Origin of the sequence: Pseudoxanthomonas japonensis (genome assembly GCF_010093445.1) — a bacterium.
GTDB lineage: Bacteria > Pseudomonadota > Gammaproteobacteria > Xanthomonadales > Xanthomonadaceae > Pseudoxanthomonas_A > Pseudoxanthomonas_A japonensis.
Genome location: NZ_PDWW01000031.1, coordinates 1 through 26956, shown reverse-complemented (window position 1 = coordinate 26956; position 26956 = coordinate 1). Strand labels below are relative to the sequence as shown.

The 26956-nt window shown below is 69.0% G+C and carries 24 protein-coding genes; 13 read left to right on the top strand and 11 right to left on the bottom strand.

Going from position 1 to position 26956, the window contains the following annotated elements; translation table 11 throughout:
- Positions 1-27 precede the first annotated feature (27 nt).
- The 6 genes from CSC78_RS16825 to CSC78_RS16800 all read left to right on the top strand — a co-directional run bounded on the left by CSC78_RS16825 (position 28) and on the right by CSC78_RS16800 (position 7814).
- Entirely contained in the window at positions 28-1008 is a 981-nt protein-coding gene (locus CSC78_RS16825; protein WP_162339022.1) for an SDR family oxidoreductase, read from the top strand.
- Between the two features lie 73 nt (positions 1009-1081).
- Entirely contained in the window at positions 1082-2446 is a 1365-nt protein-coding gene (locus CSC78_RS16820; RefSeq protein WP_202924207.1) for an NTP/NDP exchange transporter, read from the top strand.
- Positions 2447-2597: 151 nt separating this feature from the next.
- Positions 2598-3650: an SDR family oxidoreductase gene (locus CSC78_RS16815; RefSeq protein WP_162339021.1), complete on the top strand. Its 1053-nt coding sequence runs from the start codon at positions 2598-2600 to the stop codon at positions 3648-3650.
- Between the two features lie 9 nt (positions 3651-3659).
- Positions 3660-4541 (top strand): DUF2306 domain-containing protein, encoded by an 882-nt coding sequence (locus CSC78_RS16810; protein WP_162339020.1) that lies wholly within the window; start codon positions 3660-3662, stop codon positions 4539-4541.
- Positions 4542-4672: 131 nt separating this feature from the next.
- Positions 4673-5953, top strand: a complete 1281-nt coding sequence (locus CSC78_RS16805; RefSeq protein WP_162339019.1) for an NTP/NDP exchange transporter — start codon at positions 4673-4675, stop codon at positions 5951-5953.
- 151 nt (positions 5954-6104) lie between these two features.
- Entirely contained in the window at positions 6105-7814 is a 1710-nt protein-coding gene (locus tag CSC78_RS16800) for a sensor domain-containing phosphodiesterase (RefSeq protein WP_338015141.1), read from the top strand.
- A 93-nt stretch (positions 7815-7907) separates the two neighbouring features.
- On the opposite strand, the gene CSC78_RS16795 is transcribed toward CSC78_RS16800, so the two are convergent.
- The 3 genes from CSC78_RS16795 to hutU all read right to left on the bottom strand — a co-directional run bounded on the left by CSC78_RS16795 (position 7908) and on the right by hutU (position 11980).
- The gene (locus CSC78_RS16795) at positions 7908-8582 is read right to left on the bottom strand and encodes a hypothetical protein (RefSeq protein WP_162339017.1); all 675 of its coding nucleotides are present in this window, start codon (positions 8580-8582) and stop codon (positions 7908-7910) included.
- 38 nt (positions 8583-8620) lie between these two features.
- The gene (locus CSC78_RS16790; protein WP_162339016.1) at positions 8621-10168 is read right to left on the bottom strand and encodes a hypothetical protein; all 1548 of its coding nucleotides are present in this window, start codon (positions 10166-10168) and stop codon (positions 8621-8623) included.
- A gap of 144 nt (positions 10169-10312) precedes the next feature.
- A complete protein-coding gene (hutU, locus tag CSC78_RS16785) occupies positions 10313-11980 on the bottom strand; it encodes a urocanate hydratase (protein ID WP_162339015.1) in 1668 nt (555 codons plus the stop codon).
- A 107-nt stretch (positions 11981-12087) separates the two neighbouring features.
- Here hutU and CSC78_RS16780 point away from each other — a divergent pair, with 107 nt between their 5' ends.
- Complete coding sequence (locus tag CSC78_RS16780; RefSeq protein WP_162339014.1) at positions 12088-12822, top strand: ThuA domain-containing protein; 735 nt, start codon at positions 12088-12090, stop codon at positions 12820-12822.
- Positions 12823-12871: 49 nt separating this feature from the next.
- Here CSC78_RS16780 and CSC78_RS16775 read toward each other — a convergent pair whose 3' ends face one another.
- Together CSC78_RS16775 and CSC78_RS16770 are read right to left on the bottom strand one after the other, a co-directional pair.
- A complete protein-coding gene (locus tag CSC78_RS16775; protein ID WP_162339013.1) occupies positions 12872-13213 on the bottom strand; it encodes a hypothetical protein in 342 nt (113 codons plus the stop codon).
- 87 nt (positions 13214-13300) lie between these two features.
- The gene (locus CSC78_RS16770; protein WP_162339012.1) at positions 13301-13822 is read right to left on the bottom strand and encodes a YybH family protein; all 522 of its coding nucleotides are present in this window, start codon (positions 13820-13822) and stop codon (positions 13301-13303) included.
- A gap of 57 nt (positions 13823-13879) precedes the next feature.
- Here CSC78_RS16770 and CSC78_RS16765 point away from each other — a divergent pair, with 57 nt between their 5' ends.
- The 3 genes from CSC78_RS16765 to CSC78_RS16755 all read left to right on the top strand — a co-directional run bounded on the left by CSC78_RS16765 (position 13880) and on the right by CSC78_RS16755 (position 17275).
- Positions 13880-15145: an alkaline phosphatase family protein gene (locus CSC78_RS16765; protein ID WP_162339011.1), complete on the top strand. Its 1266-nt coding sequence runs from the start codon at positions 13880-13882 to the stop codon at positions 15143-15145.
- A 49-nt stretch (positions 15146-15194) separates the two neighbouring features.
- Positions 15195-16694, top strand: coding sequence for a DNA-3-methyladenine glycosylase 2 family protein (locus tag CSC78_RS16760; RefSeq protein WP_162339010.1), 1500 nt, complete (start codon positions 15195-15197; stop codon positions 16692-16694).
- Between the two features lie 83 nt (positions 16695-16777).
- Positions 16778-17275 (top strand): methylated-DNA--[protein]-cysteine S-methyltransferase, encoded by a 498-nt coding sequence (locus CSC78_RS16755; protein ID WP_162339009.1) that lies wholly within the window; start codon positions 16778-16780, stop codon positions 17273-17275.
- 5 nt (positions 17276-17280) lie between these two features.
- Here the strand turns inward: CSC78_RS16755 and CSC78_RS16750 are convergent, their stop codons facing one another.
- The 4 genes from CSC78_RS16750 to CSC78_RS16735 all read right to left on the bottom strand — a co-directional run bounded on the left by CSC78_RS16750 (position 17281) and on the right by CSC78_RS16735 (position 22288).
- The gene (locus CSC78_RS16750; protein ID WP_162339008.1) at positions 17281-18042 is read right to left on the bottom strand and encodes a LytR/AlgR family response regulator transcription factor; all 762 of its coding nucleotides are present in this window, start codon (positions 18040-18042) and stop codon (positions 17281-17283) included.
- Complete coding sequence (locus tag CSC78_RS16745; RefSeq protein WP_162339007.1) at positions 18039-19262, bottom strand: sensor histidine kinase; 1224 nt, start codon at positions 19260-19262, stop codon at positions 18039-18041. Before CSC78_RS16745 ends, CSC78_RS16750 begins: the two co-directional genes overlap by 4 nt.
- Positions 19259-20890, bottom strand: coding sequence for a serine hydrolase (locus CSC78_RS16740; RefSeq protein ID WP_162339006.1), 1632 nt, complete (start codon positions 20888-20890; stop codon positions 19259-19261). Before CSC78_RS16740 ends, CSC78_RS16745 begins: the two co-directional genes overlap by 4 nt.
- A gap of 144 nt (positions 20891-21034) precedes the next feature.
- Complete coding sequence (locus CSC78_RS16735; RefSeq protein ID WP_162339005.1) at positions 21035-22288, bottom strand: formimidoylglutamate deiminase; 1254 nt, start codon at positions 22286-22288, stop codon at positions 21035-21037.
- A gap of 66 nt (positions 22289-22354) precedes the next feature.
- Between CSC78_RS16735 and CSC78_RS16730 the strand changes: the two genes are divergently transcribed.
- Positions 22355-22576: a hypothetical protein gene (locus tag CSC78_RS16730; RefSeq protein WP_162339001.1), complete on the top strand. Its 222-nt coding sequence runs from the start codon at positions 22355-22357 to the stop codon at positions 22574-22576.
- Positions 22577-22601: 25 nt separating this feature from the next.
- Positions 22602-23810, top strand: a complete 1209-nt coding sequence (hutI, locus tag CSC78_RS16725) for an imidazolonepropionase (RefSeq protein WP_238391324.1) — start codon at positions 22602-22604, stop codon at positions 23808-23810.
- Between the two features lie 64 nt (positions 23811-23874).
- Here hutI and CSC78_RS16720 read toward each other — a convergent pair whose 3' ends face one another.
- Positions 23875-24051 carry a 30S ribosomal protein THX gene (locus CSC78_RS16720; RefSeq protein WP_162339004.1) on the bottom strand — a complete coding sequence of 59 codons (177 nt, stop codon included), beginning with the start codon at positions 24049-24051 and terminating at the stop codon, positions 23875-23877.
- 141 nt (positions 24052-24192) lie between these two features.
- Complete coding sequence (locus CSC78_RS16715; RefSeq protein ID WP_162339003.1) at positions 24193-24600, bottom strand: MerC domain-containing protein; 408 nt, start codon at positions 24598-24600, stop codon at positions 24193-24195.
- An 89-nt stretch (positions 24601-24689) separates the two neighbouring features.
- Between CSC78_RS16715 and CSC78_RS16710 the strand changes: the two genes are divergently transcribed.
- The gene (locus CSC78_RS16710) at positions 24690-26855 is read left to right on the top strand and encodes a TonB-dependent receptor (protein WP_162339002.1); all 2166 of its coding nucleotides are present in this window, start codon (positions 24690-24692) and stop codon (positions 26853-26855) included.
- Positions 26856-26956 lie beyond the last annotated feature (101 nt).

Genomic DNA, 26956 nt, shown 5'->3' with positions numbered 1-26956 from the left:
TTCCGCGGGCTTTCCGGATGGTCCGTCATGCTCATGTTCGCCTTCGCGCTGCTGATGTCCGCGTGCTCGGCCAGTGGCAGGACCGCCCAGCCAGCACCCAAGCCTGACTGGAGCACCGCCGACATGCCTCCCCAGGCCGGACGCATCTTCGTGGTAACCGGCGGTACGAGCGGCATCGGCTTCGAAAGCGCCAAGGCGCTGGCCGCCGCCGGTGCGGAAGTCATCATTGCCGCACGCAATCCGCAGCGCGGTGAAGAAGCGGTCGCCAGCATCCGCCAGGCTGCGCCCGGCGCCAACGTGCGCTTCGAAGCACTCGACCTCGGCGACCTGGCGTCGGTGCACGCACTGGGAAGCCGCCTCGCCCTGTCGTTGCCACGGCTGGATGGCCTGATCAACAACGCCGGCATCATGGAGCCGCCGCAGCGCGACACCACGCCCGACGGGTTCGAGATGCAGTTCGCGACCAACTATCTTGGCCACTTCGCATTGACGGCCGATCTGTTGCCTCTGCTGCGCAAGTCGGATGCTCCGCGTGTCGTCACCCTCTCCAGCATCGCGGCGCGACGAGGCACAATCCACTTCGACGACCTGCAGTTCGAACACGAATGGGATACGGCGCAGGCCTATCGGCAATCGAAGCTGGCATGCCTGATGTTCGCGCAGGAGCTGCAGCGGCGCAGCGACGCACAGGGCTGGGGCATCGCCAGCATCGCAAGCCACCCGGGCCTGTCGCGCACCAACCTGCTGCCGTCGCAGGGCCGCAGCACGGTGCTGTGGCGTTTCTTCCAGACGGCAGAACAAGGTGCGTTGCCGACGCTGTACGCCGCGACGGCGCCGGACGCGCAGGGCGGACGCTACTACGGGCCGACCGGCCTGCTGGAAGCACGTGGCGAGCTGGGTCATGCCCGTGTTCCCGAGGCTGCGACCGATACCGAAGCCGCATCACGCCTGTGGAACGTCAGCGAGACGCTGGCAGGCGTGCACTACCCATCGGCCGCAGCCGAATGAGTGGCCAGGACAGCGCAGTCCGGGACCTTGGCCGATGAACGGGAACGCGATGCCACCCTCGCACCGACAACGCTTGCCTTATCGCGCGTTCAATCTCCGGCGCGAAGAAGTCGCGCCGGTCCTGATCGCCGCGCTGTTCTTCTTCTGCGTGCTGACCGCGCTGATGCTGCTGCGGCCGGCGCGCGACGCGCTGGGCATGGAGCGCGGCATCGAGAGTATCCGCTGGCTGTTCATCGGCACCGCCTTGGCGACACTTGCGGTGAACCCGGTGTTCGGCTGGCTGGTCGCACGCTTGCGGCGGCTGCAGTTCATCGGTGCCACGTACGGCTTCTTCGTGCTGAGCCTGGTGGGATTCTGGGCGTTGCTGGTGTTCGCGCCGGGGGCCGTCGGCCAGCGTAGTGGCCAGGTGTTCTACGTCTGGTTCAGCGTCTTCAACCTGTTCGTGACCATGGTGTTCTGGGCGCTGCTGGCGGACCGGTTCACCAGCGACCAGGGCAAGCGCTTCTTCGCACTGATCTCGGTCGGCGGGACGCTGGGCGCGATCTTCGGCCCGTGGCTGACATCGCGTCTGGCCGTGCCACTCGGAACTCCGAGCCTGTTGCTGGTCGCGGGCGGCTTCCTGCTCGCGGCACTGGCCATGGCGTCGCTGCTGGTGCGCGTGGTGCCGGACCGGAACGCGACGGTCGGCGCGACGGCCTCTCCCGTGAACACTACGGTCGGAAACGAACGCATCGGCGGCAGCGCCTGGGCCGGCCTGGCAGCCGTGTTCCGCTCGCGCTACCTCACCGCGATCGCCGGCTATGTCGTGCTGATGACCGTGCTCGCCACGTTCATCTACTTCACGCGCCTGCAGATGGTCGCGGCGGTGGCCGACGACATGGATGCGCGCGCCGCGATCCTGGGCAACATCGACATGTGGACGCAGGTTGCCGTGCTGGTGCTGCAGGTCACCCTGACCGGCAAGCTGATCCAGCGGTTCGGCCTGGGCGTGGCGCTGGCCATCCTGCCCGTCGCCACGGCGCTCGGCTTCGTCGGGCTGGCGATCTACGGCTCGTTCGTCGTGCTGGTGCTGCTGGAGGCCACCAACCGCGCCGTGCAGCGCGGCATCACCCGACCGGCGCGCGAGGCGTTGTTCACCGTGGTCAGCCGCGAAGAGAAATACAAGGCCAAGGCCTTCGTGGACACCTTCATGTACCGCGCCGGCGATGTCGTCGGTGCGCAGGCGGAAGGCGGACTCGGACGACTCGGGCTGGCCCTTGGCGGACTGGCCAGCGTAGTCGTGCCGCTCGCGCTGGCCTGGGCGGCGCTGGCGCTATGGCTCGGGCATGCGCAGGCGCGCCGGGCTGCCGCAGCACGTGGAACGCCGTCCCTTCTATCTGTTCCTCCCGCGCATGCGTCGCGCATGCCCGGCCGGTCGCCGACGCGGGACGGACCATGACCGCACCACGTCGATGCCTGGCAGCGCTTGATGTCGCCGCCTTGCCGACACGACGACCGGCGTCGCCAGCGGATACGCGTGGCGCCGCGCTCGAGCCGTTGCACCCGATGTTCGCGCACGACCCATTCCAACTCCCCCTGAGGAATCGATCATGATCCACCAACGCACCGCATCGCCCGTCTCCGTCCCGGCCTCCTGGCGGGGTCGCCTCGCCGCCCTCGGCCTGCTGCTGGGCAGCGTGGTCACCATCGACGCGTTTGCGCAGACACCGCCGCCACCGGCCTGGAGCGCGGACGACATGCCATCGCAGCAGGGGCGCATCTTCGTGGTCACCGGCGGCACCAGCGGCATGGGCTTCGAGGACGCGAAGGCGCTCGCATCCGCCGGTGCGCGCGTGGTGATCGCCGCGCGCAATGCGCAGCGCGGGCAGGAAGCGATCGACAAGATCCGCCAGGACGTTCCTGCAGCGCGGGTGGAGTTCGAAGCCGTCGACCTGTCCAGCCTGTCGTCGGTCCGCGACCTGGGCGAGCGCCTGCGCGCCTCCCTGCCCCGCCTGGACGGCCTGATCAACAACGCAGCCATCATGGCGCCGCCGACGCGCAGCGTGTCGGCTGACGGCATGGAAATGCAGTTCGCCACCAACTACGGCGGCCACTTCCTGCTGACCGCCGAGCTGCTGCCGTTGCTGCGCAAGAGCGACGCGCCGCGCGTGGTGACGCTGTCCAGCATCGCGGTGCATCGCGGCACGCTGGATCTGGACGACCTGCAGTCGACCGGTGCATACGAGCCCATGGCCACCTATGCGCAGTCGAAGCTGGCCTGCCTGATGTTCGCCTTCGAACTGCAGCGCCGCAGCGAGGCCGGTGGCTGGGGCATCCAGAGCATGGCCGCGCATCCGGGCGTGGCGGTCACCGAACTGGTAGCGCGCGGTCCCGGACTGGACAGCCCGCAGGGACGCCAGTGGTCCAGCAACCGGGCGAACTTCCAGACCGCCGCACAAGGCGCCATTCCCACGCTGTACGCGGCGACGGCAGCCACCGCGCAGGGCGGCAGCTACTACGGTCCGACCGGCCCGAACGAAGTGGCGGGCCCGCTGGGCCTGGCCACTGTTCCCGCCATCGCCCGCGATGCGGCGACCGCCGCACGCCTGTGGGAACTGAGCGAAACGCTCACTGGCGCGCGCTTTCCGACGACCGGCCACTGATCGCACGCCATGACGCGCAACCGGAACGACCGCATCGACCCGGCACATCGAGGTGAACCACCCGCAGCCTCCGCCGATGGCGCGACCGCGCATGCCGTGTCGCGCTGGGGCAGCGGCCTGCTGTTCGCCACCAGCTGGATCAGTGGCGTCGTCTTCGCCGCCTACATTGCGGCGTTCTTCGGCGGCACCCTGCTCGCAGGCGCCGGCGAACGATGGAACGAGTCCCTGCCCGGACTGCACGACCCCGCCACACCGATGGCCATCGTCGCCATCGGTGTGCACTTCCTGACGGGCGTGGTGCTGCTTCTGCTGGGCCCGATCCAGTTCATCGGTCACCTGCAGCGCCGCGTTCCCGCACTGCATCGCGGGCTCGGCCGCCTCTACGTGGCGTCGGCCGCACTGGCCGGCATCGGCGGCCTGTTCTTCATCGCCGCCAGGGGCACCGTGGGCGGCGCGGTGATGGACATCGGGTTCGGTCTCTACGGCATCCTGATGGTGGTGTGTGCCGCGCTGGCGTTCGTCCACGCGCGTGCGGGCCGTTTCAGCCAGCACCGCGCCTGGGCCATTCGACTGTTCGCGCTGACCATCGGCTCGTGGCTCTACCGGATGGAATACGGCGCCTGGTTCCTGGTTGCCGGCGGCGTGGGTACCGGCCGGGGATTCACGGGCTGGTTCGACGCCGTCATGGCGTTCTTCTTCTACCTGCCCAATCTGGTCGTCGCCGAATGGGTCATCCGCTCAACGCGGTCGCGACTGACCCCGCTGGCCAGCATCGGATCCGGCGCACTGATGCTGTTTGCCAGCAGCTTCGTTGCGCTGGTGACCTGGCTCTTCATCCAAGGGGCCTGGGGCCGCCGCATCGCCAGCGGCCTGCTGCCGATGTCCTCCTGACGCCGCGTCGTCCGGCAAACGCCTGCATCCGCGCGAAGACGCCGCGGCGCCGGCGGCGCGCCCATTCCTCCGATTCCCCCATGAAGCAACCGTCATGGCTGGCAGGACATCCCTCGATAGTGGCGCGGTGGATGACGACGCTCTTCGACGTCCGTCGCGACGAGCGCGGCCCGTTGCTGACCGCGGCCTGCGGATTCTTCTTCGTGCTGTCGGCCTTGATGTTGCTGCGGCCCGTGCGCGATGCCGCCGGCGCGGCGGGAGGCATGGAAAGCGTCCGCCTGCTTTTCATGGTGACCGCACTGGTGACGCTGGCGCTCAACCCCGTCTTCGGTCTGCTGGTGGGCCGCGTCGGGCGGGCGCAGGCCATCACCACGACCTACGGCTTTTTCGGGGCGACGCTGATCGCGTTCTGGGCGCTGCTGGGTGCGGGCTCGGGCATGGAAGGACGCGGCGGCCAAGCGTTCTATGTGTGGTTCAGTGTGCTCAATGTGTTCGGCACCATGGTGTTCTGGGCGCTGGTGGTCGATCGCTTCACCCGCGAGCAGGGGACGCGCCTGTTCGCGCTCGTCGCAATGGGCGGCACGCTGGGCGCGGTCTTCGGATCCTGGCTGACGTCACGGCTGGCGCAACCGCTCGGCGCGCTCCACCTGCTTCCGGTGTCGGCTGCGTTCCTGGCACTGGCCATGCTGGCCGCGTGGCGGCTGGACCGCGTCATGCCCGCGCAGGGGGCAGCGAACGGGCCAGCGGAGGCATGGCCACCGGACGATGCGGCACCGATCAGCGGCGGCGCATGGGACGGCATGCGTGCCGTGATGCGATCGCGGTATCTGGCGGGCATCGCGGGCTACGTGCTGCTGATGGCGGTCATGGCCACGCTGGTCTACCTCACCCGGCTGCGGATGGTCGGCACGGTCGCGGCCGGAGCGGATGCGATGGCGGCGATGTTGGCGAGCATCGACATGTGGACGCAGATCGTGTTCCTGGTCCTGCAATGCGCCATGGCGACCCGGCTGGGGCGTCGCCTGCGCACGGGGACCGCGCTGGCCGCGCTGCCGTTGGCCACGGCCTTCGGGTTCGCGGGGCTGGCATGGCAGGGCAGCATCGCCGTCCTGTTCGCGCTCGAGGCCATCAACCGCACGATGCAGCGCGGCGTCGCGCGTCCGGCCCGGGAACTGCTTTTCACGCGGATCGCACGCGACGGCAAGTACAAGGCCAAGGCGTTCATCGATACGTTCGTCTACCGGATGGGCGATGTCGTCGGTGCGCAGCTGGACGCGTTCGGCGGCCGCGCCCTGCCGGGTTGGGGAGGCATGGCCGCCATGGCCATTCCGCTCGGGCTCGCATGGGCACTGCTCGCGCTCTGGCTGGGACGGCGCTACGAACAAGGCCGGCACGGCGCCGCCAAGCGGTAGTGGACCACAGCGACTTGCGCGGGCTGATGGAGGTGGCGTCCGGCGAACAGCGGTCGCAGTGAGGAATGCACGGCCATGCCGGTCCGGTGCTGGTGTGCATGCGCCGCCCGTCCGACCACGCTTCCTGCGCGCCGGCGTACACGTTACGGTGATGCCCTGCCGGCGGCAGGAAAGGGATTCCGGCGCCTCACGTCGGCGCGGCGCGTGCCGATGCCTGTCCAGGGGCCGGTCGTTCGTGGCGGGCAGCGTTCGGACTGCAAGGGAGAACTGCGTGGGAATGCGAGGATCTCGACAGGCCGACGCACTCAGGCAGCGGATCGTGGATGCGGTGTGCCACGAGAAGATCTTTCCCGTGTACCAGCCCATCGTCTGCCTGCGCAGCGGTGCGGTGCACAGCCTGGAAGTGCTGGCGCGCTGGACCGATCCCGAACTGGGTCCGGTGCCGCCGGACGACTTCATCCCGATCGCGCTGGAAGCCTCGCTGCTGCCGCTGCTGACCCTGAACCTGGTCCGGCGCGCCTGCGCCGAAGCCAGCGCATGGCCCGGCGTCCCGCGACTGGCGTTCAACGTGCCTCCTTCGCTGCTGCAGGATGCGCCCGCCGTGCGCCTGCTGGTCGAAGCGATTTCCGGCTCGGCGTTCCCGCAGGAGCGCGTCTGCATCGAGATGACCGAAGACGAGCTGATCGAGGACGATGCGACCGCGGAAAAGGCCCTGGGTTACCTGAAGTCGCACGGTATCCGCGTGGCGCTCGACGACTTCGGGACCGGCTTCTCGAACCTGGTCCGGTTGAGCCGCTTCGGCTTCGACGAACTGAAGATCGACGGCAGCCTGATCCAGCGCCTGGCGACCGACCGCGAAAGCCGCAAGGTCGTGTCGGCCGTCATCGGCCTGGGCCACAGCCTGGAGGTCGCGGTCGTGGCCGAGGGCGTGGAGACCGAAGCGCAGGCCTCGGTGCTGCGCGAGCTGGGCTGCGATTTCGCCCAGGGCTGGCTGACCGGGCGGCCCATGTCCAGCCACGACGTGATCGCCCTGCTGACCGCGACGCCGGCAAGCACCCTGTCGACGGGCCTCGCCCCGCTGTCGCCCTATCTCCGCCAGCACCAGCTGTCATCGCTGTACACGGGCGCGCCGGTGGGCCTGGCCTTCCTCAGCCCGGACATGCGGTACTCGGCGGCGAACACCGAGTTCGCGCGCATGGTGGGCCGGCCGCTGTCCGAGATCGTGGACGCGCACGTGTCCCAGGTCTATGCGCCGGGCATCGCCGAGTGGATCCTGCGCGAGTCGCGCCAGATCCTCGGCGACGGCACCACCTCCACCGTCGAGTTCCGCTTCCCGGACCGCGACGAGACCTTCCTCGTCGTCGGCACCTGCGTGACCGACGAGACGGCGCAGGCGATCGGCGTGTCGGTCGTCGCGATCGACATCACCGACCGCAAGCATGCGGAGGAAGAGATCCGCGCGCGCGAAGCGATCTACCGCGGCGCCGTCGAACTCGGGCCGAACGTGGCCTGGGTCAGCGATGGCGACGGCAAGCTGACCTACATCAGCCCCGCGCCGCACGAGCCCGAGGGCGGCACGATGGACGCGCGCATGGCCGCCTGGTACGCGCGCATGGACCCGGACGACCGCATGCGCGTGCATGCCGAGTGGCTGGCCGCCATCCCGACACAGGATGCGTTCGAGACACGCTTCCGCCTGCGCTGGTTCGACGACCGCTGGCGCTGGGTGTCCAGTCGCGCCGTCCTCAGGACGACCGCCGACGGAGGTCGCGGGTGGTTCGGCGTGTTCACCGACATCTCGCGCCAGGTGGAACTGGAAGAACAGCTGGCCCGCATCGACCCGGGCATCGACGCGCGGTGAGTGAGTAGCGCCGGCACGCGGCGCCCTGCAGCGCGCGTGGCGTTTCGCCTGTTCCGGGCATGCGCGCCACGAGGGTTCGCCGGATGCCCGGCATCAGAACCCGGTGGCCGCCGCCTCGTCGCAACTCATCCGCAGGAACTTGGCGGCGTACTCGATGCGATCGGCCAGCTCGGGGTCGCCGGGCACGAACGACAGGATGTTCGTGGCGAACGCCTGGCCTTTCACGCGCACGTCGATGCGGCCGCCATCGTTGCTGCGCACGACCTGCGCCTGCCTCCAGTCGATGAAGTGGGGACCGGCGAACTTCCGGAAGCCTTCCGTATAGTTCCACGACTCGTTCTTCATCACCGTCACCGACACCATGAAACCGGGCTCCTCCCATGAGGTGCTGCTGTGTTCGTAGGCGCTGGCGGGCATCTGGATGCCGTCGATGCGGGTCGTGCAGGCATCGGCGGTGCCCTGCGCATCGCCATAGGCGAGGTCCGTGAGGGCGAACTCGCCCAGCGATTTCTCCACTGCGTTGGTGCTCTTCTCTTCCTTGATGGAGAGCTTGATGCGGCTGATCTCGACGGTATGCGTGCCCGCCACGTAATTGGGACGGCCCAGCGTGTCGAGGAAGGTGGCGCGGGCGAAGCCTCGCTTGGCCATCGTGGCGAGGAACGCCTGGGCGCCTTCGGCCGTCTGGGCGCCCTGCGCCCCGGCGTTCGTCGACACGAGACACAGGGTCGTGGCGACCAGCACGACGCCGAAGGCAGAGATCTTGGGCATGGCGTTTCCTGGCATGTTCCGATGATGGGCTCGCTTCTTCACAACGACACCAGCACGTCTTCCCGGTGCCGCGGACGCACTTCCTGCATGCCGGCCTCTGAGCCCTGGCTCTGGTTCCACGCATAGTTGAAGTGGCCGTCGCTGATGATCTCGCGGCCGCTGGCGCGACAACGCGCGATGAAGGCCGCCTTGAACGACTGGACGATGTCGTGCGCCTGCTGCCCCGAACCGGGTGGCAGGAAGCCGGGAGCGCCCCATCCCGGTGGTCCGGGACGGGTGATGACGTTCGAGTAGCACATGGGATTGACGGTATCGCCCGGCTTGTTGAGCAGGCCGATGCTCAGGACGAAGCGCAGCGGTTTGGCGGCGGCTTCGGTGGAGGGTGGGCCCGGCACGACCGGCGTGGACGCCACCGCCGGCTGACGCTGCGCACGCAGTTGCTGCTGCCGCGCGCGCTCTGCCGCCGCCTGCTCGGCGAGTTGGCGCTCGCGCGCCTCGGCGGCCTGCGTCCGCTCCGCCTGCTGCGCGACCTCCGCCGCGCTGGGCGCGCGTTGCGGCAAGGCGGCCGCCTGGGCGGAGGCCTGCTGGCGGACGCGCTCGGCCTCGCGGCGCTGGCGCTCCTCCTCGCGCTGGCGACGCTCGATCGCCATGGCCTGCTGGCGCTGGACATCGCGGATGAATGCATCCTGCGCGTCGCGCTCGGCCTGGTTCTTGGCCATTTCGCTGCCGAGGGTATTGAGGAAGACCGCCGCCAGGTTCGGGGCCGGCGCAGGCGCCTCCTCTTCCCAGTACTCCTCTTCCAGCGCGGCCATCTGCTGCATCTGTTCGAGCTGTTGGCGCTGCTGTTCGGCGGCGGCCTGTTCCTGGCTGAGCGCCTGGGCACGGCGCGCCCTGTCGGTCTGGATACGCTGCTGCAGCGTGGCCAACTCCGCCTGCGACAGCGTTCGAGGGCCGGACTTGGGCGGCGTCGGGCTGGCGACGGGCGCAGGTGCCGGCGCAGGCGGCGCCGCGGGTGGCGGGGGATTCGGTGCCGGATCCGGGAGTGCAGCGGCCGGCGCCGCCGCCGGCACGACCGACGCCAGGACGGGCTCCCCGGCTACCGTCGCCACGCTGGGGCCTCGCTTCTGCTCGAAGCGCAGGGTCTTGGTCACCCGGACGATCTGGTCGTCCTTGTCGAGCTTGAGCGCCTCCTCGACGTACTGGCCATCGACGATCGACACCCGCGAGGGCATCTTGAGGAACGAACCCCGACGGATCCAGGTGACCGATCCGTCGGGGCCGATGCGTCCATCGAACGTGTGCAGGCCGCCGCCGTAGACCGAGACCAGCTCGCCCGCACGTGCACCGGGGCGGATCACGGTCTTGGCCAGGATCGCGCGCCCCTCGACGATCGTGTCGTCCGGGCCCCATCGCCACGACGCCCAGTCCCCGTTGCCCGCGAAGTCGGTATCCACCAGGCGCGCGTAAATGCCCCATACCGCTGGATCGGCCGCAGGCTGCGCCATCACCGTCGCAGGGACGGACAGCGACAACACCGCCACCAGCAGCCATGCGAAGACCGGCCGGCTTCTCTTGCATTCCGTCATGGCGCTCCCCAGCGCGTATCGACGCCGGGAGTGTAACGCGTAGTTCGCTCTTTTCCAGACGGCCTGCGGACCACCTGGGCGCGGCCGATCACGGCGGCGGCAGCCGTCCCGCGCGCGGGTCCACGCTGCGTCGGGCGCCTCCGCTCACACCATCGGCAGCTTCAGCCCCTGCTCCTTCGCGCACTGCACGGCGATGTCGTAGCCGGCATCGGCATGGCGCATGACGCCGGTGCCGGGATCGTTCCACAGCACGCGGGCGATGCGCTTGTCCGCCTCCTCGCTGCCATCGCAGACGATGACCACGCCGGAGTGCTGCGAGTAGCCCATGCCCACGCCGCCGCCGTGGTGCAGCGACACCCAGGTGGCGCCGCCGGCGACGTTCAACATCGCGTTCAACAGCGGCCAGTCGCTGACCGCATCGCTGCCGTCCTTCATCGCCTCGGTCTCGCGATTGGGCGAAGCCACGCTGCCGCTGTCCAGATGATCGCGGCCGATCACCACCGGCGCCTTCAGCTCGCCGTTGCGCACCATCTCGTTGAACGCCAGGCCCAGCTTGTGGCGCAGGCCCAGGCCGACCCAGCAGATGCGCGCCGGCAGGCCCTGGAAGCTGATGCGCTCGCGCGCCATGTCCAGCCAGCGATGCAGGTGCGCATCGTCCGGAATCAGTTCCTTCACCTTGGCATCGGTCTTGTAGATGTCCTCCGGATCGCCGCTCAGCGCGACCCAGCGGAACGGCCCCACACCGCGGCAGAACAGCGGACGCACGTAGGCCGGCACGAAGCCGGGGAAGTCGAACGCATTCTGCAGGCCTTCGTCGAACGCCATCTGGCGGATGTTGTTGCCGTAGTCGAAGGTCGGCACGCCCATCTGCTGGAATGCGAGCATCGCTTCCACGTGCACGCGCATCGCCTGCTTGGCGGCATCGCGCACGCGTTCGGGATTGGCCTTCTGTTCGGCCAGCCACTGCTCGACCGTCCAGCCGATCGGCAGGTAGCCGTGCACGGGATCGTGCGCGCTGGTCTGATCGGTAACCGCATCCGGACGCACGCCGCGCTTCACCAGTTCCGGCAGGATCTCGGCGGCGTTGCCGAGCAGCGCGATGGACTTCGCTTCGCCGGCCGCGGTGTATTTCGCGATGCGGGCAAGCGCATCGTCGAGATCGGTGGCCTGTTCGTCCACGTAGCGCGTGCGCAGGCGCATGTCGATGCTGGACTGGCGGCATTCGATGTTGAGCGAGTTGGCGCCGGCCAGCGCCGCGGCCAGCGGCTGCGCGCCGCCCATGCCGCCGAGGCCGGCGGTGAGGATCCACTTGCCGGTGAGGTCGCCGCCGTAGTGCTGGCGCCCCATCTCGACGAAGGTCTCGTAGGTGCCCTGCACGATGCCCTGGCTGCCGATGTAGATCCACGACCCGGCCGTCATCTGGCCGTACATCGCCAGGCCCTTCCTGTCGAGTTCGTTGAAGTGCTCCCACGTGGCCCAGTGCGGCACCAGGTTGGAGTTGGCGATCAGCACGCGCGGGGCATCGGCGTGCGTGGGGAACACGCCGACCGGCTTGCCCGACTGCACCAGCAGCGTCTCGTTGTCGTCGAGTTCGCGCAGCGATTTCAGGATGGCGTCGTAGCAGGCCCAGTCGCGCGCGGCACGGCCGATGCCGCCGTAGACCACGAGCGACGTGGGATCTTCCGCCACTTCCGCATCCAGGTTGTTCTGCAGCATCCGGTACGGCGCTTCGCTGAGCCAGGACTTGCAGGTGAGCGTGGCGCCGCGCGGGGCGCGGATGACGCGGGACGGATCGTGGCGAGGATCGGACATGGCGGGTTCCAGATGCAGATTGGCCGCCATTATCGGCGCCAGGCCCCATCCGGCGCGAGCGATGGCCATGCTGCGGTGCGCGATGGCCCGCGTGGCAGAATCCGGCCATGAATGCCTTCCGCACCGTCGCCGCCGCCCTGGCGCTCGCCAGCCTGCCGCTGATGCCGCCGGCATCCGCCGCGCCACCCGAGCGCGTGCTGGTCTTCACCAAGACGGCAGGCTTCCGCCACGACGCCATTCCCACCGCCGTGGCGACGTTGAAGACGCTGGCGGGTGAGGCCGGCATGGTGGCCGACCATACCGAGGATGCGAAGGTCTTCACCGTCGGCAACCTGGCACGCTACCGCGTGGTGGTGTTCGCCAGTACCACCGGCGACGTGCTGGACGAAGCGCAGCAGGCGGCGATGGAAGGCTTCATCCGCGGCGGTGGCGGTTTCGTCGGCGTGCATGCCGCAGCGGATACCGAATACGACTGGCCGTGGTACGGACGACTGGTCGGCGCCTACTTCAAGAACCATCCGCCGGGAGTGCAGGCCACGCATGTGCAGCCCGAGCGCGACGGCAAGCCGGTCGACACGCGCTGGCCGATCACCGATGAGCTCTACAACTACCGTGCGAATCCGCGACCTCGCGTGCACGTCGTCGCCACGGTGGACGAGCGCGAGTACGACGGCGGAGAGATGGGCGACGATCACCCGATCACGTGGTGCCATGCCTTCGACGGTGGCCGCAGCTGGTACACCGGGCTCGGGCACGACGCGAAGGTCTACGCGAACGAGAACGTCCTCGCCCAACTGGCGCGCGGGCTGCGCTACGCCGCAGGTCGCTCCGACGATTGCTGAGTCGCCCGCCTCCCGCGCATCGCGCGCGAGGCGGCTCACACGACGGGGATCAGTTCAGCGCCGGGTCGAGCGCACGCAACGCATCGGCCAGGTTGGTGTGACCGGTGCTGTCGATGTCGTCCTTGCTGTAGACACGGCCCGGCTGACCGGTGCAGCGTGGCTTGCCGTCGCGCTGGGTGATGCGGCTGCCGGTGTGGCGCAGGCAGTTTTCGTCGGACAGGCGCTTCTTTTCGACGGCCGCCACGGGCGTCTGCGCGTCGGAAGCCGCCGTCTGCGTTTGCTCTGCAACGGCCGGCGCGGGGGTCGGGGCCGGTTCGGGGGCGGTCTGCGCCTGCGCAGTCGCGGCGGCCAAGCTGACCGCCAAGGCCAGCATCAGGGGAAGGCATTTCATGGGCGGCTCCCGGGCGTGAATGTGACTTCACGATACGCCTCCCGCCTGCGGGTGGTACCCCGGCAACGCCCTGCGTTTAGGCCGGCCTCAGGCAGCGGGACAGGCGGCACCCTCGCCGTCGCGGAAGCGCTGCACGGCCGCGGCGTCGGCCGGTTGCGGCGGGATGCCATCGTCGAACAGCACGCGCCAGACGCCGTCATCGCCGCGCTGCCAGACCGAGCCGAAGCGCCCCAGCCGCATGGCCCCGGTCTTCGGGTCCTCGTACAGCGCCGGACCGCTGGAATAGGCGGTACGGCCGTCGCCCCCCAGGGTGACGACGGCGGGATACCAGCGCAGGACCAGCGCAGTGCCATCGATCAGGCCGGCCCACTCGCGGGTGATCGCCTCGCGGCCGCGGGTCGGCTTGCCGCTGACGCCGAACGCGGCGTCCGGATGCAGGTGTTCGGCGAACGCGACGGCATCGTGCTCGGCAACCGAGCGGGCGAAGTCCAGTTCACGCTGCCAGACGGCGCATTCGGCCTTGCGGATATCCTCGGGTGCGACCGCATGGACCGGGGCGATGACGCAGGCCAGCAGCAGGGCGGACGAAAGTCGAAGCGACCGTGTCATGCGGATGTTCCCGGAGTCTGCCAAGCTGTACGCGATTTCAGCTCCTGTCCGTACCGCATGCGCCTGCCATTGGTCAGGGTGACGGTGCTGGCCGTCCTGCTATGGGCGGCCGGCTGCACCACCACCCCCTCCGCTCCCTCCACGACGCCGCCCGCACCGCACAGCGTCGTCCTGATCTCCGTCGACGGCCTGCCGGCCAGCGCCCTGGGCCGCGGCAACACCCCCGTTCTGGATGCGCTCGCGCGCGACGGCGTGCGGGCCGACTGGATGAATCCCTCCTACCCGGCGCTGACGTTCCCGAACCACTTCACCCTGGTCACCGGCCTGCGCCCGGACCGCCACGGCATCATCCACAACAGCATGCGCGACGAGACCGTGGGCGGTTTCAAGGTGGCCGACAAGGCCGCCGGCGCGGATGCGCGCTGGTGGCAGGCCGAGCCGATCTGGAACACCGCCGGCAAGGCCGGTCTGCGCACCGCCATCTGGGCGTGGCCGGGCAATGCCGCGCCGATCGAAGGCCTGCGACCCACGCGCTGGAAGCCGTACTCGCCGGAGATCGATTCCGCCGCGCGCGCCGACCAGGTGGCGGCCTGGATGACCGAACCGCCGGCCACGCGCCCGCACCTGGCGGCGCTGTACATCGAACGCGTCGACAACGTCGGCCACGAGAAGGGCCCGGAGGCACCGGAGACGCAGGCTGCGATCCGCGAAGTGGACGCCGCCATCGGGCGCATCGTGCAGGCACTGGACGCGCGTGGACTGCGGGCATCGACCGACATCGTCGTGGTCTCCGACCACGGCATGGCGCCGGTGCAACCGGACCAGTACATCGCGATCGAGGACATGGCCACGATCGAACAGGCCGAAGCGGTGAGCACGGGTCAGGTGATCGGCTTCAATCCGCGCGCGGGCCATGAAGCGTCCACTGCGCAGCGCCTGCTCGGCCGCCACGACCACTACGAATGCTGGCGCAAGCAGGACCTGCCGGCCCGCTGGCATTACGGCGTGCATCCGCGCGTGCCGGCGATCGTCTGCCAGTTCGACGAGGGCTGGAACGCGCTGCCCGCCGAACAGCTGGCGCGCACGCCTAAGGACCGCCTGAACCGGGGTTCGCACGGTTACGACAATGCGCTGCCGTCGATGCGCGCGGTGTTCTTGGCCGCCGGCCCGAGCTTCCGTCGCGGCGCCAGGCTGCCCGCGTTCGACAACGTCGATGTCTATCCGCTGCTGGCGAAGCTGCTGGGCGTCACGCCGGCACGCAACGACGGTTCGGCCGACGTGTTCGCGCCCGTACTGACGCCGCGGACGCCCCCCGCGCATTGATGTCCGGAAACGGCGAGTTCGTGCACGGGGCCGGTGCTAGCCTGCGCACATGCCCGCCGTCGACACCTCCGCCCTGCCCGATCCGCGCGTCTGCGAACAGGCGCGGCTGAGCCGCGACGCGCGCTTCGATGGCCTGTTCTTCACCGCCGTCACCAGCACGCGGATCTACTGCCGGCCGGTTTGCCCGGCCCCTGCGCCGAAGCCGACGAACATCGTCTATTACCGCCATGCGGCGGCCGCGGAAGCGGCGGGCTTCCGCCCCTGCCTGCGCTGTCGCCCGGAACTCGCGCCAGGCGACGGTGCGTGGCGGCGTGGCGACGATGTCGTCGCCCGCGCATTGAAGATGATCGACCAGGGCGCACTGGTCGACGCGCCGCTCGCGGACCTAGCGGACAAGGTCGGCCTGGGCGAACGGCAATTGCGTCGCCTTTTCAGCGAACGGCTTGGCGCGACACCCAACGAAGTGCACGGCACGCGCCGGCTGCTGTTCGCCAAGCAGCTGCTGACCGAAACCACGTTGCCGATCACGCAGGTCGCGCTGGCGGCCGGCTTCGGCAGCCTGACCCGCTTCAACACCGCGTTCCGCGAGGAGTACCGCATGGCGCCGCGCGAGCTGCGCAAGCGCGACGTGCCACCCGCGCACGACGGAGTGACGCTGCGACTGGGGTATCGCCCGCCCTACGACCTCGCGGCGATGCTGGATTTCCTGCGCGGACGTGCGCTGCCCGGCGTGGAAGTCGTGGACGAACGCAGCTACCGGCGCGTGATCGGCACCGCCGATGCGCCGGGCTGGCTGCGCGTCAGCGCATGGGGCGGCGATGCGCACGCGCTCAGGCTGGAACTGCATGGCGCCGCACCTGCGCAGTTGCTGGACATCGTGCATCGGCTGCGCCGCATGTTCGACCTGGATGCGGATCCGCACGTCATCGCACAGGCACTCGGCGACGATGCACGCCTGCGCCCGCTGCTGGAAGCTCGCCCGGGCCTGCGACTGCCGAGCGGCTGGGACGGTTTCGAGATCGCCGTGCGTGCGGTGATCGGCCAGCAGGTCAGCGTCGCAGCCGCACGCACGTTGACCGCACGCTTGGCGCAGCGGCATGGCACGCCGCTGGCGCTGGCCTCGGAGGGACTGACGCACCTATTCCCGACGCCGGACCGGCTGGTCGATGTCGACCTGGCCGAGATCGGCCTGACCCGCGCGCGTGCCGACACGATCCGCGGCCTGTCGCGCGCGTTGCTGGACGGTCGCGTCGATTTCCTTCCCGAACGGACGCTGGAGGATTTCACCTCGCGTTGGGTCGCACTGCCCGGCATCGGCCCGTGGACCGCGCACTACATGGCGCTGCGTGCGCTCGGCCATCCGGACGCGTTCCCTGCCGACGACCTGGTGCTGCAGAAGGCCGTACCGACCGATGGCGTACGCATGACCGCGAAGGCGCTGACTGCGCGCGCGGAAGCCTGGCGCCCGTGGCGTGCGTATGCGGTGATCCATGTATGGAAGGGCAGCATGGCGCCACCAAAATCCCTGAAGGCCGTGGGAGCGACGTAAGTCGCGATGAGGCTTTACCGACACCCCATCGCGACTTACGTCGCTCCCACGCAACCTCACGTTGCTCCTCTATCCTCTCGATCATGATCCTCTACCGCCACCTCGACAGCCCCGTCGGCCTGCTCACCGTCGCCGCGACCGATGCCGGCCTGCATGCGATCGAGTTCCCGCGCAACCGGCACCCTGCCGACCGGCACGGATGGACCGAAGGCGACCACGCGTTGATCGACCTGGCGGCCCGGCAACTGGACGAATACTTCGCAGCGGAACGCCAGGTGTTCGACCTGCCGCTGGCGCCGCGCGGCACCGACTTCCAGCGCACGGTATGGATGACGTTGGCCGGCATCGGCTACGGCGAAACGATCAGCTATGCGCAACTGGCGCAGCGGGTCGGCAAGCCGACCGCGATGCGCGCGGTCGGTGCGGCGAACGGACGCAATCCGCTGCCGATCGTGCTGCCCTGCCATCGCGTGATCGGCGCGGACGGCTCGCTGACCGGTTTCGGCGGCGGCCTGCCGACCAAGCAGTTCCTGCTGGAACTGGAAGGCGCGCTGGCAAAAGCGGACGACCTGTTCGGCTGACGCCGCTACATGCCACGGAAGCGCTGCTGGAACGCGCCACTGACCGGCAGCACATCGTTGCGCCCCTTCACGCTGAGCTGGTAGCGGCCGAGTTCGTCCTTGCGCACGCGGTCGATCGCCTGCACACGCACCAGCACGCCACGATGCACCTGCCAGAACACGTCCGGATCCAGCCCGCCCAGCAGTTCCTTCAGCGGCATGCGGATGATCGCCTCGTCGACGGCGGTGACTACGCGCACGTACTTGTCCTGCGCCTGGAAGAACAGCACATCGTCGATGGCGATCATGCGCACGCTGTCGCCGACGCTCGCGGTGATCCAGCGGATCAGCCGGTCGCCCTGCGGACGCAGGCGCGCTTCCAGATCGTCGATCAACGTGCGCAGGTCCGGCGCACGCGTGTCGGCCAGGCGTTCGCGCACGCGCGCCACTGCCTGTTCGAGGCGCGCGTCCTGCACCGGCTTGAGCAGGTAATCGGCTGCGCCGGCCTCGAACGCACGGATCGCGTAGTCCTCGTAGGCCGTGGTGAAGACGACCAGTCCGCCCTGCGCGACGACCTGCCGCGCCACGTCCAGCCCGCTGACGCCCGGCATGCGGATATCGAGGAAGGCGACCTGCGGACGATGTTCCGCGACGGCTTCCAGCGCGGACACGCCGTCCTCGCAGACGGCCACCACGTCCAGCTCCGGCCACGCCGCGCGCAGCTGCTGCTGCAGCGCACGTCGTTGCGGGGCTTCGTCTTCGGCGATCAGCGCGGTGACCGGATTCATGCCGGCGACCCTATCGGTAGCTGGATCTCGGCGCAAACGCCGCGTCCTTCCGCGCGCGTGGTCAACGAGAACGTTGCCTGGGCACCATGGCGCGCCGCCAGTTGTTCGCGCACGTTCGCCAGGCCAACGCCTGTGCTCAGTCCCGGCTGCAGGCCTGCGCCGTCGTCGATGACACGGACACGCAGGCGCTCGTCTACACGCTCCGCCATCACCGCGACGTGACCGGCGCCTGGACGCGGTTCGATGCCGTGCTTGATCGCGTTCTCGACCAGGGTGATCAGCAGCGAGGGCGGAAACGGCAGCGCACGCAGCCCATCATCGGCCCGGACGGCGTACGTCAGCCGCCCACCCATGCGCACCTGCATCAGCGCCAGGTAGCTCGCGCAGAGGTCGAGTTGCTGGCCCAGTGTCGCGTGCAGGCCGCGGTCGTCGCGCAGCTTGGGAATGGTGGCGCGCAGGAAGTCGACCAGCGCATCCAGCGTCGCCTCTGCCTGTGCCGGATCCTGACGCACCAGCGCGCGCACCGACGCCAGTGTGTTGAACAGGAAGTGCGGCTCCACCTGCGCCTGCAGCACGCCCAGGCGCAGGTCGGCTTCGTGCACGCGGCTTTCGAGGTCGCCCAGCGCCTGCGCATGCCGATGCAGATCCCAGCGCTGGCGCTCGCTGAAATAGGCACGCAAGGCCAGGCCGCCACCGAACAGGCCGTAGATGACCACCAGCCCGGCCAGGTTGAGCGCCAGACCGATCGCCTGAACCAGCGGCGCCGGCGTCGGCATCGTGGGCTTCAGCCCGATCGCGGCCAGGCCGGGCGCCATCAACTGCTGGATGTAGGCCGATGCCACCCGGTCGATGAAGAAACTGAGCACCATGCCGACCAAAACGGCGATCACCAGCGCCTTGCGTTCGCGCGCCACGGGCCAGCGCCGGTGCCGCACCGCCGTGGCCAGTGCCGGCCCCAGCATCGCCATCAGGCTGAACGCGACGAACTGGGTGGCCGCCACTTTCAGCGCGACCCCAGGATCCTGCACCGCGATGCCGGTCCCCGCACCGATGAACGCGGCAACCACCGCGATGATGCTGCAGAACAGCAGAGTGCGACCCACCAACCAGCGCAGACCGAATACCGGGTACCGCCGGTAGCGGCTCCACACCGCATCGCCGCCGACCAGCACGTCGGGCGGCAGCGTCTGGCGCAGCGAATAGTCGTCGTGCCGGGTCATTGCTTCTCGCCGCGCAGTGTCTGACCCGCCTGCTTCAGTGCCAGCGCGATGACCTTGCCGCCGGCATCGCGCTCGAACCGGATTTCCGCACCCACGGCCTCCATCACGAAGACATCGCGCTCCACCGCCTGCACCGGCAACGCCGGCTGGCCGGTGCCCTGGACGGTCAGTGCATCGCCCTGGACCTTCACGCTCAGCCCAAAGCCCGGCACCAGCGGATACTCGCCTTCGTACTCGCGCAGCGTGGCGGGCTCGACGGCGAAGGCCGGCTTCGTGGTCGCGTTGTCGATGCGCGTTGCCGGAACGGCGGCGCCCATCTGCATCCAGATGAAGCCATGGCCGTTGGCACCGCGCTGCGGTCGCAGCACGGCATCGAAGTCGCGCGGATAGAAATCGCCAGCGCTGTCGTAGCCCATCAGATACGTGCCCTGCCCCGCCGGCTGGATTTCGAGCGCATCGCCTTTGCGACGCACGCTCATCTTCATGCCACCGATGAGCTGGTACTCGCCGACCAGCGCATCGAGCAGCGTGCCGTCGGCCGGAATGTCGCGACGCGGCTCGCCGAGCGGGAAACTGGCGTCGACCAGGTGCAGGCCGAGCGAACCCAGGCTGCCGATGGAGTTCCATGTCGTGTCTGACAGGATCACCACGCCGCGCCGCTTCTCCCGATCGAACGACACGAACGACGAGAAGCCGCCCGTGCCGCCTTCGTGCACATGCACGGTGCGGCCTGCCACCGGCATCAGCATCCAGTTCATCGCCATCGGTGGCGCGTCGGAGACCTTCTGCTGCGACCGCTGCAAGGCAGGCGAGATCGAGGTCGTTTCGGTGCCGAGCTCGCCCTGCACGTAGCGCACCATGTCGTCGAGGGTGGCGCGCACGCCGCCCACGCCGGCGAGATTGGTCTGGAAATGCCAGGCCGACGTCGGCCGCCCATTCGGCGTATGCCCCACGGCGGCACGCACGTCGGCGGGTGCAGCATTGAGGTAGGCGTGCTGCATGCCGAGCGGCGCGAACAGGCGCTGCTTCAGCAGGGTTTCCATGTCGGTGCCGGCGCGGCGCGCGACGGCATACGACAGCACCATCGAGGCGAAGTTGGAGTATTCGAATTTCGTGCCTGGCGCCGCGGTCAGCACGACATCGCCGAGCGAGGCGAGCAGTACCGCTTCGTCCAGCTTCGCGTACGGGTCCGTCATGTCCGGCGCGCCCATCCGCGTAGGCAACGACGGCAGACCGGAGGTATGGGTGACGATGTGCCGCAGCAGGATGGGCTTGCCCTGGTAGTCGGGCAACTTCGTGCCCGGCGGCAGCCAGGCCGAGAGCGGATCGTCGAGCGAACCCTTGCCCTGACCGATCAGGTCGGCCAGCAGCGCGGCCGTCATGGTCTTGCTGACCGAACCGATCTCGAACGCGGTATCGGGCCCGATGCGGGCGACATCCTTCGGATCCGCGCACTGGAACGTACGGGCCACGGACCCGTTCTCGACGACGGCCACCGCCATGCAGGCGCCGGTGCGGTCGCCGGTCAGGCGCTGTCCGACGATGTCGGCCAGGGCAGCGTCGCTCATCGCATGGGCGGAACCGCTGGCGATCGCCAGCGTCAGGGCAAGGGTGTGCGCGTAGGGCATGGTGGGTCTCCTGAAAGGACGAGGACCATGCTGCCGCGCGCGCTCGACCGGGATGCGCCTATCGGATGGGACCTGGCCTGCCGGCGATGGAACCCCCGATCCGGCGGATGACCGATGGCGCGGACGGATCATCGTCGGCCGGTCTCAGTCACGCAGCAGTCGCCGGAGCGTTTCGCCGTAACGGCGCGCGATGGCCTCGCCTTCGACATGCCTTCCCTCGGAGACGACGGTGCGTCCCGCCACGCGGACCTGCTTCACCAACGGCCGGTTGCCGGCGAACAGCCAGCGGTCGACGACGTCGTCGGCCATGGCGCCAGCCAGAGCGGGCGCGGCCGCATCCAGCAGCACCTCGTCCGTGGCCTGACCGAAACCGGTCGCATCGGCCGCGCTGTCCAGCACGCCGCGCAGCAGGGTTTCGCCAACGCTCGGCGAGTGCGCGGTCACGGCGATGTTGCGGTGACGCGTGACCAGGCGTTGGCCGTACTCCAGCCAGCGCAACTCCTCCACCGGCGACACCGACACATGCGAATCCGAGCCGATGCCCCAGCGTCCGCCGGCCTGCAGGTAATCGCGCAACGGGAACAGGCCGTCGCCGAGGTTGGCCTCGGTGGTCGGGCAGATCGCGACGGTGGCGCCGCTGGAGGCGATGCCGCGCGTCTCTTCCTGCGTCAGGTGGGTGGCGTGCACCAGCGTCCAGCGACGGTCGACGGGAAATTCCCGCAGCAGCCATTCGACGGGACGCGCGTTGCGCACCGCCAGGCTGTCCTGGACTTCACCCACCTGTTCGGCGATGTGGATGTGCACCGGCGCGTCGGTCGGCAGCGCCGCCAGCACCTCGCGCATCGCCGCCTCGGGCACCGCGCGCAGGCTGTGGAACGCGCAGCCGATGCGCAGGGATGCATCCTGCAACGCGCGCAAATCCTCGTGCAGTCGCAGGAAATCTTCGACGCCGTGGCCGAAGCGCCGCTGGCGCGCCGACAGCTCGCGCCCGTCGAATCCGCCGGTCATGTACAGCACCGGCAACAACGTCATGCGGATGCCGGTGTCGCGCGCGGCGGCGATCAACGCCTTCGACATGGCCGCCGGATCGGCGTAAGGCCTTCCGTCCGGCTGATGGTGGACGTAATGGAATTCGCAGACCGTGGTGTAACCGGCCTCCAGCATTTCCGCGTACAGCTGGGTGGCGACGGCGTAGGTGCTGTCCGGATCCATCCGTGCGGCGAAGCGGTACATGATCTCGCGCCAGGTCCAGAAGCTGTCTTCCGGGTGCGTCTGCCGTTCCGCCAGCCCCGCCATGGCGCGCTGGAAGGCGTGCGAATGCAGGTTGGCGATGCCGGGCACGCGCCAGCCACCTTCAGTGGCATGGACCAGGCCTGCGGTGGAATCGGGGTTGGACATGGCGATGCTTACGGCCGGCGACAAGGGTGCGTTAGGCTACCGCGTCGCCCTTGCCAACACACCTCCATGGACGCGTCGTTCAAACCCTTCATCGCGGTCGCCCTGGCGTTGTTCGCCGTGGCCGCTACGTTGACGGTGGTCGCCATCGCCATGCGCGCGCAGAAGCAAAGCGCCCGATCGACAGACGGTGCTACAGGCGGAGGCGAAGGGAACAGCGGCCATCACCACGATGCGGGGTGCGGCGCGGACAGCAGCGGTGGCTGCGACGGAGGCGGCAGTGGCGACTGACCCCGTGGACGTGCGCTGGGACGGCATGCTGGTGAACGCACGTCTCGCCACGCTGGTCGGCGATGCGGGCTACGGCGTGATCGAGGACGGCGCATTGGGCTGGCGCGACGGCGTGCTGGTCTTTGCCGGTCCACGCACCGACTTGCCTTCGTTGCCCCACGCATTGGCAAGCGATGTCGTGGACGCGCAGGGCGACTGGATCACACCCGGCCTGATCGACTGCCATACGCACATCGTGTTCGGCGGCGACCGTGCCGGTGAGTTCGAGCAGCGCCTGCAGGGTGCGAGCTACGAGGAGATCGCACGCGCAGGCGGCGGCATCGTGTCGACCGTACGCGCCACCCGCACCGCCAGCGAGGACGAGTTGCTCGCGCAATCGCTGCCGCGCGCGCGCGCCTTGCGCGACGATGGCGTGACCACGCTGGAGATCAAGTCCGGCTACGGGCTGGACCTGGAGAACGAGCGCAAGATGCTGCGCGTCGCGCGCAGGATCGGCGAGGCGCTCGACATCACCGTGCGCACGACGTTCCTGGGCGCGCATGCGCTGCCGCCTGAATATGCGGGACGCGCGGACGATTACATCGCCGCCGTCTGCGAATGGCTGCCGGTCCTGCATGCGGAGGGACTGGTCGATGCGGTGGACGCATTCTGCGAGCGCATCGGCTTCACCGCCGCACAGACGCAGCGCGTGTTCGAAAGCGCCCACTCGCTCGGGCTGCCGGTGAAGCTGCACGCGGACCAGCTCAGCGACGGCGGTGGTGCGGCGCTGGTGGCCGGCTTCGGTGGCCTGTCCGCCGACCATGTCGAGTACACGTCGGAAGCCGGCGTCGCCGCGATGAAACAGGCGGGCAGCGTGGCCGTGCTGCTGCCGGGCGCCTTCCATGTGCTGCGCGAGACGACGCTGCCGCCGCTGGACGCGTTCCGCACGCATGGCGTGCCGATGGCGGTGGCGACCGACTGCAATCCGGGCACGTCGCCGCTGCAATCGCTGCGCCTGGCGATGTCGCTGGCCTGCACGCACTTCCGCCTGACGCCCGAGGACGCGCTGCGCGGCGCGACCGTCCATGCGGCCCAGGCGTTGGGAATGTCGGACCGCGGACGTTTGGTCGCCGGACAACGCGCGGACTTCGTGCGCTGGCGCATCGGCCAGCCTGCGCAGCTGGCGTACTGGCTGGGTGGAGACCTGTTGTCCGGCGTCTACGCCGGCGGTCGCGCAATCACGACGGACCGATAAAAACGGAAACCCCGGCCAGGGCCGGGGTTCCGTGTTCGCTGCCGGACGTGCCGGCGCGGATGGCTTACGCCTTGGCGACGGCCTTCTTGGCCACGGCCTTCTTCGCCGGCGCCTTCACGACCGACTTCTTGGCGGTGGCGGTGGCGGCGATGCCAGCCTTGGCCACGGTGCGCTTGCGTGCATTGCCGTAGCTGGACGAATAGCGCTTGCCCTTGGCCGTCTTGCGATCACCCTTGCCCATCTCTGTTCTCCTGATTCGATGAAAAGTCCGCCCGGATCCGGGCGGCTGCGCGGGCGTCCACCGGTTCGGGGGCCGCGCGCGAGGCCGCAAAGGCTACCACAGCGGGGCCTTCCCGGCCGCTGCCGGAGCGTCTGAACGGGCTCAGTGCGCGCAGCTGGCGTCGTGGACGTGCCAGTGGTTCAGGCGCAGGTTCAGCAGATGGGCCAAGCCCACCAGCATGCCGCCGATCGTCATCACGATCGCGTGGGGCACGACGGACTCGTGCAGCGGCGCGTACAGCACGCCTGCCCACAATGCGGCCAGGCCGAACAGCAGCATGCCGAGCGCGCGGAAGACCCGGTGCCGGCGATAGCCCCAGACCAGGCTGAAAAGGCCCAGCACGGTCACGAACACCACGAAGGCACGTTCGAACCCATCGCCCAGCCAGACCGACAATCCCAGCGACGGGATGACGGCCAGCAGCAACGGCGTGATGGCGCAATGCAGCGCGCAGACCAGTGAGCCGGCAGCGGCGAAACGGTCAAGCAGGGAGCGGAAGGAGGACTTCATGGGGGACAAGTATGACTTCCGGGAGGGTTATATTGTCACTATTGGTATAATATAACATCATTCTTCACCCTCACGAGCGCGCCACCCCCATGCCCAACACACACCGCCTGTCTCCCGTCCCCTCGACCCTTGCCGTCGCACTCGCCCTCGCGCTGATCTCACCGCTGGCGTCGGCCGACGACGCCTCCGGGACGACACCCAAGGATCTGGACGCTGTGGTGGTGACCGCCTCGCCGCTGAAGGGCAATACCGAATCCGTGGCGACCCCGGTCGACGTGCTTTACGGCGAGGACCTGGACAAGGCCAAGGCCGGCACCCTCGGCGAAACCGTCGCCAAGTTGCCCGGCGTGCAGACCACCTATTTCGGCACCGGCGTCGGCCGCCCGATCATCCGCGGCCAGGAGGGTCCGCGGGTACAGGTGTTGTCCGGCGGCATCGGCTCGATGGACGCCTCCACGGTCAGCGCCGATCACGCCGTCAGCATCGAGCCCTTCCTAGCCGACCAGATCGAAGTCCTGAAAGGCCCGGCGACACTGCTGTTCGGCAGCGGCGCGATCGGTGGCGCGGTCAACGTGGTGGATGGCCGTCTGGCCGAGTCGATTCCCGACCAGCCGCTCAGTGGTCGCGCCGAGGTGCGCGGCAACACGGTCAATGACGAGCGCACCGGCATGTTCCGCCTCGACGGCGTGAACGGGAACTGGGTGCTGCATGTCGACGGCCTGGTGCGCGACACCGACGACTACGACATCCCCGGCGTCGCCATCCTGCACGACCATGAGGAAGGCGAAGAGCACGAAGAAGCGCCGCAGCCCAACGGCACGCTGCCCAACAGTTCAGTGAGGACGAAGGCCGGCGCGATCGGAGCGACCTATCTGGGCGACCGCGGCTATTTCGGCCTGGCCGGCAGCACCTACCGCAGCAACTACGGCATTCCCGCCGGTGCGCATGTGCACGGCGAGGAAGACCACGATCACGACCATAACGGCGAAAACGACCACGAGGAGCACGAGGAAGGTCCCGTTCGCATCGACATGGTGCAGAACCGTCTCGACCTGAAGGCCGGCGTGTACAACCCGGCGTCCTTCCTGGAAAGCATCAACCTGCGCGCCGCGTGGAATGACTACGAACACGTCGAGCTGGAAGGCGACGAGATCGGCACGCGCTTCACCAACGAAGGCTACGACGCGCGCCTGGAAGCGGTGCAGAAGACATGGAATGGCTGGCGCGGCGCGTTCGGCCTGCAGTTCGGCAGCACCGATTTCAGCGCGGTGGGCGCGGAGGCGTTCGTGCCCTCCACCGTCACCGACACGCTGGGCCTGTTCGTGCTGCAGCAGAAGGATTTCGGCCCGTGGAAGCTGGAACTGGGCGGCCGCTACGACCAGGTCAAGCTGAAGCCCGACGATCGCGCGTCGACCGATTTCAGCGCCACCAACCTCTCGGCTGCCGCCATCTGGCGCCTGAGCGACGGCTTCGATCTGCGCTTCGGCCTGGACCGCTCGGAGCGTGCGCCGACCAACGAAGAGCTGTTCGCGGGCGGCACGCATGTGGCCACGCAGTCCATCGAGATCGGCGACGCCGCACTCGATACCGAGAAGGGCGTGCGAGCGGAGATCGGCGCGCACTGGCACACCGATCGCGTCGACCTGAAGCTCGCCGTGTACCAGACGAAGTTCAAGGACTTCATCTATCTCACCGACACCGGCGTGGAAGAGGAAGGCTATCCGGTGCGCCTGTGGACGCAGGACGACGCCACCTTTACCGGCGCGGAGGCCGAAGCCAAGATCCAGCTCGCCGACACCGCCGCCGGCGCGTGGGACCTGCGCGTCTATGGCGACTACGTGCGGGCGAAGCTCGACGGCAGCGGACTGCGCACGGTGGCCTTCGACGTGCCCCATGGCGATCACACGCACGGCTACGAGGTCGATATCGCGCAGGGCGGTTACCTGCCCCGCATCGCGCCGATGCGCGTGGGCGCCGACCTGGGCTGGTCGCTCGGCGGCTGGCGTGCATCGCTGGGTGCGGTGCGTTACAGCAAGCAGGGTGATCTGGCGCAGAACGAGGAACCGAGCGCCGGCTACACGCTGGTCGACGCGCATGTGGCCTATCGCTGGGACCGCCCGGCATCGAGCTGGGAAGTGTTCCTGGATGGCAGCAATCTGACCGACGAGGAAGCCCGCCCGCATACCTCGCTGCTGCGCGACTATGCGCCGTTGCCGGGTCGCGGCGTCGCCTTCGGCATCCGCGCGTACTTCTGATCCACCGCTGAGCTCCTCCCCCGGGGCGGCTGGCCGGCATGGCAGCCGCCCTTCTTGACAATCATTACGTGCATATACACATAATTGATCGAATCCCCGCC

Bases quoted from the DNA above. Each gene is read 5' to 3' on its own strand.
- CSC78_RS16825 (WP_162339022.1), top strand. From the start codon at position 28: ATGCTCATGTTCGCCTTCGCGCTGCTGATGTCCGCGTGCTCGGCCAGT.
- CSC78_RS16815 (WP_162339021.1), top strand. From the start codon at position 2,598: ATGATCCACCAACGCACCGCATCGCCCGTCTCCGTCCCGGCCTCCTGG.
- CSC78_RS16810 (WP_162339020.1), top strand. From the start codon at position 3,660: ATGACGCGCAACCGGAACGACCGCATCGACCCGGCACATCGAGGTGAA.
- CSC78_RS16805 (WP_162339019.1), top strand. From the start codon at position 4,673: ATGACGACGCTCTTCGACGTCCGTCGCGACGAGCGCGGCCCGTTGCTG.
- CSC78_RS16800 (WP_338015141.1), top strand. From the start codon at position 6,105: ATGCCCTGCCGGCGGCAGGAAAGGGATTCCGGCGCCTCACGTCGGCGC.
- CSC78_RS16795 (WP_162339017.1), bottom strand. From the start codon at position 8,582: ATGCCCAAGATCTCTGCCTTCGGCGTCGTGCTGGTCGCCACGACCCTG.
- CSC78_RS16790 (WP_162339016.1), bottom strand. From the start codon at position 10,168: ATGACGGAATGCAAGAGAAGCCGGCCGGTCTTCGCATGGCTGCTGGTG.
- hutU (WP_162339015.1), bottom strand. From the start codon at position 11,980: ATGTCCGATCCTCGCCACGATCCGTCCCGCGTCATCCGCGCCCCGCGC.
- CSC78_RS16780 (WP_162339014.1), top strand. From the start codon at position 12,088: ATGAATGCCTTCCGCACCGTCGCCGCCGCCCTGGCGCTCGCCAGCCTG.
- CSC78_RS16775 (WP_162339013.1), bottom strand. From the start codon at position 13,213: ATGAAATGCCTTCCCCTGATGCTGGCCTTGGCGGTCAGCTTGGCCGCC.
- CSC78_RS16770 (WP_162339012.1), bottom strand. From the start codon at position 13,822: ATGACACGGTCGCTTCGACTTTCGTCCGCCCTGCTGCTGGCCTGCGTC.
- CSC78_RS16765 (WP_162339011.1), top strand. From the start codon at position 13,880: ATGCGCCTGCCATTGGTCAGGGTGACGGTGCTGGCCGTCCTGCTATGG.
- CSC78_RS16760 (WP_162339010.1), top strand. From the start codon at position 15,195: ATGCCCGCCGTCGACACCTCCGCCCTGCCCGATCCGCGCGTCTGCGAA.
- CSC78_RS16755 (WP_162339009.1), top strand. From the start codon at position 16,778: ATGATCCTCTACCGCCACCTCGACAGCCCCGTCGGCCTGCTCACCGTC.
- CSC78_RS16750 (WP_162339008.1), bottom strand. From the start codon at position 18,042: ATGAATCCGGTCACCGCGCTGATCGCCGAAGACGAAGCCCCGCAACGA.
- CSC78_RS16745 (WP_162339007.1), bottom strand. From the start codon at position 19,262: ATGACCCGGCACGACGACTATTCGCTGCGCCAGACGCTGCCGCCCGAC.
- CSC78_RS16740 (WP_162339006.1), bottom strand. From the start codon at position 20,890: ATGCCCTACGCGCACACCCTTGCCCTGACGCTGGCGATCGCCAGCGGT.
- CSC78_RS16735 (WP_162339005.1), bottom strand. From the start codon at position 22,288: ATGTCCAACCCCGATTCCACCGCAGGCCTGGTCCATGCCACTGAAGGT.
- CSC78_RS16730 (WP_162339001.1), top strand. From the start codon at position 22,355: ATGGACGCGTCGTTCAAACCCTTCATCGCGGTCGCCCTGGCGTTGTTC.
- hutI (WP_238391324.1), top strand. From the start codon at position 22,602: ATGCTGGTGAACGCACGTCTCGCCACGCTGGTCGGCGATGCGGGCTAC.
- CSC78_RS16720 (WP_162339004.1), bottom strand. From the start codon at position 24,051: ATGGGCAAGGGTGATCGCAAGACGGCCAAGGGCAAGCGCTATTCGTCC.
- CSC78_RS16715 (WP_162339003.1), bottom strand. From the start codon at position 24,600: ATGAAGTCCTCCTTCCGCTCCCTGCTTGACCGTTTCGCCGCTGCCGGC.
- CSC78_RS16710 (WP_162339002.1), top strand. From the start codon at position 24,690: ATGCCCAACACACACCGCCTGTCTCCCGTCCCCTCGACCCTTGCCGTC.